The 4,530-nt window shown below is 38.4% G+C and carries 6 protein-coding genes; 5 read left to right on the top strand and 1 reads right to left on the bottom strand.

The genetic code is table 11. The features are described 5' to 3' along the window. Positions 1-965: transposase (locus L654_RS0113735; RefSeq protein ID WP_024608230.1), on the top strand; the 965-nt coding region annotated here is incomplete at its 5' end. 283 nt (positions 966-1,248) lie between these two features. Beyond that, positions 1,249-1,716, top strand: a complete 468-nt coding sequence (locus L654_RS01000000126095; protein WP_033027834.1) for a hypothetical protein — start codon at positions 1,249-1,251, stop codon at positions 1,714-1,716. A 28-nt stretch (positions 1,717-1,744) separates the two neighbouring features. Here the strand turns inward: L654_RS01000000126095 and L654_RS0113720 are convergent, their stop codons facing one another. Beyond that, entirely contained in the window at positions 1,745-3,013 is a 1,269-nt protein-coding gene (locus tag L654_RS0113720; RefSeq protein WP_024608228.1) for an IS110 family transposase, read from the bottom strand. Positions 3,014-3,366: 353 nt separating this feature from the next. Between L654_RS0113720 and L654_RS0113715 the strand changes: the two genes are divergently transcribed. The 3 genes from L654_RS0113715 to L654_RS1000000128690 all read left to right on the top strand — a co-directional run bounded on the left by L654_RS0113715 (position 3,367) and on the right by L654_RS1000000128690 (position 4,421). Next, the gene (locus tag L654_RS0113715; RefSeq protein ID WP_029753613.1) at positions 3,367-3,738 is read left to right on the top strand and encodes a hypothetical protein; all 372 of its coding nucleotides are present in this window, start codon (positions 3,367-3,369) and stop codon (positions 3,736-3,738) included. A gap of 116 nt (positions 3,739-3,854) precedes the next feature. Next, positions 3,855-4,088 carry a hypothetical protein gene (locus L654_RS0113710; protein WP_024608226.1) on the top strand — a complete coding sequence of 78 codons (234 nt, stop codon included), beginning with the start codon at positions 3,855-3,857 and terminating at the stop codon, positions 4,086-4,088. 231 nt (positions 4,089-4,319) lie between these two features. Further along, complete coding sequence (locus L654_RS1000000128690; RefSeq protein ID WP_343223573.1) at positions 4,320-4,421, top strand: transposase; 102 nt, start codon at positions 4,320-4,322, stop codon at positions 4,419-4,421. Positions 4,422-4,530 lie beyond the last annotated feature (109 nt).

Here is a 4,530-nt window from a genome sequence, read left to right as displayed (position 1 = left end):
CAAGAAAGCGTCAAGTAAGTTTGGTTGATACAAAATACTATCACTGTATTTCACGCTGTGTTCGTCGTGCATTTTTATGTGGAGAAGACCGTTTTACTGGTCAATCTTACGAGCATCGACGAGGGTGGGTTGAAGATAAGCTGCTTGAATTAGCAAAGGTATTTTGTATTGATGTATGTGCTTATGCCGTAATGAGTAATCACACCCATTTGGTACTATATGTAGATGATAAGAAAGCAAACAGGCTGAATGATAAAGCGATTGTTATTCGCTGGCATAAACTCTGTAAAGGCACATTGTTAACGCAAAAATATGTACAAGGTGAAAAGCTAAGTAAAGTTGAACTCATCTTTTTCAACCAAACGGTTAAACAATACCGCGAACGCCTAGCAAGTATTAGCTGGTTTATGCGGTTGTTAAATGAAGACATTGCGCGCAGAGCAAATAAAGAAGATAACTGCACAGGACGATTCTGGGAGGGTAGATTCAAATCGCAAGCATTACTAGATGAAGCAGCACTTGCAGCGTGTATGGCCTATGTCGATTTAAATCCCATTAGGGCTAAAATGGCTAACACACCAGAAGAGTCAGACCATACCAGTGTACAAAAGCGCTTAACATGCGCGACAGAAGGTAAACAGCCTAAACAGTTACTACGTTTTGCAGGTATGCCACGTCAGATTATGCCTAAAGGACTGCCGTTTGAGCTTAAATCGTACCTTGAACTTGTTGAGCTAACAGGGCGAATAATACGAGAGGATAAACGCGGCTATATTGATAACATGAACCTACCTTTGTTAGAAAGGCTTAATATATCCCCAGAGAACTGGTTAAAGCTGACTACGCAATTTACGCGCGTATTTCATGGTGCAGTAGGCAGGCCCACTTCACAAGCAAGTTACTGTGAAAACTTAAAGCGGAAACGGCGATCAAATATTAGCAACTGCGAAAAGCTACTCGCATAAATTAAAAACCATTTGGTAAAAGTTAAAACTGCAACCTTGCAGTTATTTTCATGCGTGTAATTCAGGTTTTAGCGTGCTAATGACTTATTTATTAGATGAAATGAAAGTGACCCAGCAATCAAAGATAAATTTTGAACCTGATTGGCAAATTTAGTGGCACAGTTTTGTTTGCTCGATTAAGGTGGCTGTCAGGTTTGTATTTCTTAACAAATGTTTGAGGAGGTTGGCTTGCGTAAACATAACAAGTTGCCTAAGTTCGCCGCAAAAAGCGCGGCTGGGACAAATGCTCACTGGGCTTCGCCCAACAACGTTCGCTTTTGCCCCTTGGCAAAGCGTTATATGCCATTATGAAATTAAGCATTGCATTCATTCTCTACCTTTTTCTTCTTTGTCTTATGCGGGAGGAGACCACTTTCCGATCTTTATTAAGTCTATTGAAATATCAGGTAATAAATTTTCATTCATAGCGGACACTAATTTTGCTAATAAAAAGTGGATGGACGAAGATTGTAAATCAATTAAAGTCAGCGGGACTTACGACACATTAAAATGGTTTAGTTATTCTGCACCAATGTCGAAAGACTCACATAAAAAAGCATTAAAAGCTTTGCTGTTATCAAAAAATACTGGTTCGGAAATTTACTTCGGTTACATTGGGGCGGGCTTAATTAAAGAGGCTAATTGTAATTACCAAAGTAAAGGCTTAATGTATGAAAATGATATGGTTTATTCCATTTATCACAGCATATAACAACACGCCCTGAGGTGGACAGCAAGCGCTAAAGCTCACTTTCCACCGCAAATTTTAACAGCGGTGATCCCTTACTTTTCAATGCCGTTAAGTAAGTTGATTCATCGTAGGGCGTATGTGTTTTCCAGCACCTAAATAGGATTCTTATCCACTTAAATGCCAATGATCTGATGATGGTATTATGGGGTTTCCCTTTGGCTTCTTGCTGCCGATAATATGCTTTTGCCCAAAATGAATAGCGCACAGATAATCCAGCCCATTCCACAAATGTTTGCCTTAAAAATTTAGTGCACGAGTATCGCCAGTGTATCCATTCCTTTTTGCCACTGCGTTCGGTTATTGGAGCAATGCCTGCGTATTTTTGTATGTCAGCGGCGCACTTATAGCGGTCACGATTTGACCCCATAGCGGCTAATAATCGAGGTGCTAATTGTGGGCCTGCACCTGGTAAACTATCAAAAATAGCGCGATCTTTCTGTTGCTTATAAAGCGTTTTAATTTCGTCATCAAATTGTGTTATTGCCAACATCAGCTGTTTGAGTTGAGGAACGAGGCATTCAATAAGCAATAAGTTTGGCGTGATCACCGCCATATCATCGGTGAGAATTTCAGCGTCCTTTATTTCTTTTATCCGCTTTTCATTAACGAGTGGGTAGCGGGAATTATGTTGATTAAAGAAGTCGAGTAGTGTTTGTTTTCTCGCTTTTTTAGCGTGAGCAAGAGAGGGCCAACGCAGTAAGAAGTCACAGAATATTTGAGTGTCTTTTTCTTTAAACCAATCAATCACGTGGGGATAATAATTTTTTAGCATTGTGGCTATTTTATTGGTTAAATTAACACGATCTTGTACTAGTTTACGTCTGTATTCGACAAGCTGCGCAAGACACTTAACGTCCTCAGAATCAGGTCTGATAACCGTTAATTTATCCATATGAAGTTGTAAAATTTCAACTTGAATAATCGCATCAGTAGGATCATCTTTAGCCCCGCTGTGCGTAAATGCTGCACGGTATTTAGCAACACTTGATGGGTTAATCACAAATAATACAATGTGCTTAAATTTACTGAGTGCATATATAAGTGGGCCTTTTTTTAACTCACACGCGACAGCAACAGGTCTGCCGTTGTAGCGTTGTTTTAACTCAAGCGCCCATGCATTAATTGACTTAGGTTCAGAGGAAATTACACTTAAAAGTTGTGTATTTGTGTCGCGATTTATTTCACAAATATCGTGTTTACGGTCGGCCCAATCGATCCCGATAAAGGCAGCAAAATCTGAGACGTTAAAGGCTTCCATTTTGGGCCTCCTAGAGGTAAAGTGAAAGAATAGATAGAGGGTAATAGTGTTTCTCGCAGGTCTTATAGATAGTCGGCATTACGACAATCCCTGAGTATGCGTATTGAAACAAATTACTCCTGTTGATCCGAAAGTCTTGTTACAAACATTAAGTGTTTCCGCTCAAATATTCGTAATCAACAGAAGCATATTCCATGTATTAATGAGATAGGTAAATACATTAATTAATGGAACGGAGTAACTATAAGTATTTTAAATGGAACAAAAACAGTTGGTTAGGTTCCGCTTCGCTTCACACTTTAACCAACTATTTTTGTCCGCTTAAGTGGGCGTTAGCGGTACTCAGAGGTTTTGTGAAATATAAAATTTTAGAGTGTGATAATTCAACAAATACTATTGAGGTTATAAACCTTAATTTTGATGTTGATCTCCTAACAATTACAATATCTATTGACGGTGATAAAATTGATATTATTTTCGAAGAGCCTGCAGGTTTTCGAGTCTTAGATGAAGGTGACTTGTTAGAGTTTTGGCCTGAATGTTCCTTACAAGCAGGGTGGCTCCACGAAATAATTTCTGGTGGCTGGTTTGACTTAGAAAGTAAGCGTAATGGTTTTTCGTCGTGTGGTAATTCAGAAATAACGGAATATTTAGTGGTTGGTGTAAATTATTGCGTAAGTATTCTTGGTTGGGAAAAGCCAAGTATTCAGCAAAGTACGCGCTAACAAGACATTGAAAACGGAACTAAAACAGTTGGTTAGGTTTCGCTTCCTACACATTATAACCAACAATTTTAGTCCGCTTAATGCGGCGTTAGGTGTTTCTCAGGTTTGGAGTTCAAATGGGATTTAAGTTTTGGTTCGTTAGAGCATTAAAAGTATTTCTTGGAGTAGCTGCCTTACTTTTTATAGTTGAGTTGCTTAAACAGCATTCAGTTCAAGAAGCATTAATTTTTGCTTGTACTTGGTCTTCAATCACAACAACAGTGTTTATATGTTCAAGATTATATCAATCACGTAAAGGTGTAGAGTGTGCTTTGTGCAATGATATTCCAGACAAAAGTGATAATGATTAGGATGACACCCATCCTAATCATTAGGAAAAAAGCCAATAAAAACAGTATGAAGAGTGCATTATTATAAATAATGAATCACGCAAAAAGCTAAGCTATATAGACAAAATTAAAGCAAAAATAGACAGCCCCATAGGTCGACGATAGCTGATTATTAAAGAATGGCAAACGACTCGGCTGTATCGAACCGGCTTTCCTTTAAATAAAAAGCGGAATATTGCGGTGAATAAAGGCATGAATAAACTGACCTTACGAGGTCAAATGAAAGTGAATACGCAATGGCAACTGTATTGCCTTGTTCATAATATAGAAAAGCTGCAAAACACGATGCATTGAGAAGTATAAGCCCTTTTAACCTAAAATAAAGCCACTCAAACACCCGTAATCCCTTCCAAAACGCCAATTAAAACAATATCAAACACTTCTATATTCTGCGTAAAAATAC

The organism is Pseudoalteromonas sp. TAB23 (genome assembly GCF_000498075.1).
Lineage (GTDB): Bacteria > Pseudomonadota > Gammaproteobacteria > Enterobacterales > Alteromonadaceae > Pseudoalteromonas > Pseudoalteromonas arctica.
The sequence above is the reverse complement of the archived record's forward strand: the minus strand, read 5'-3'. Positions and strand labels throughout refer to the sequence as shown.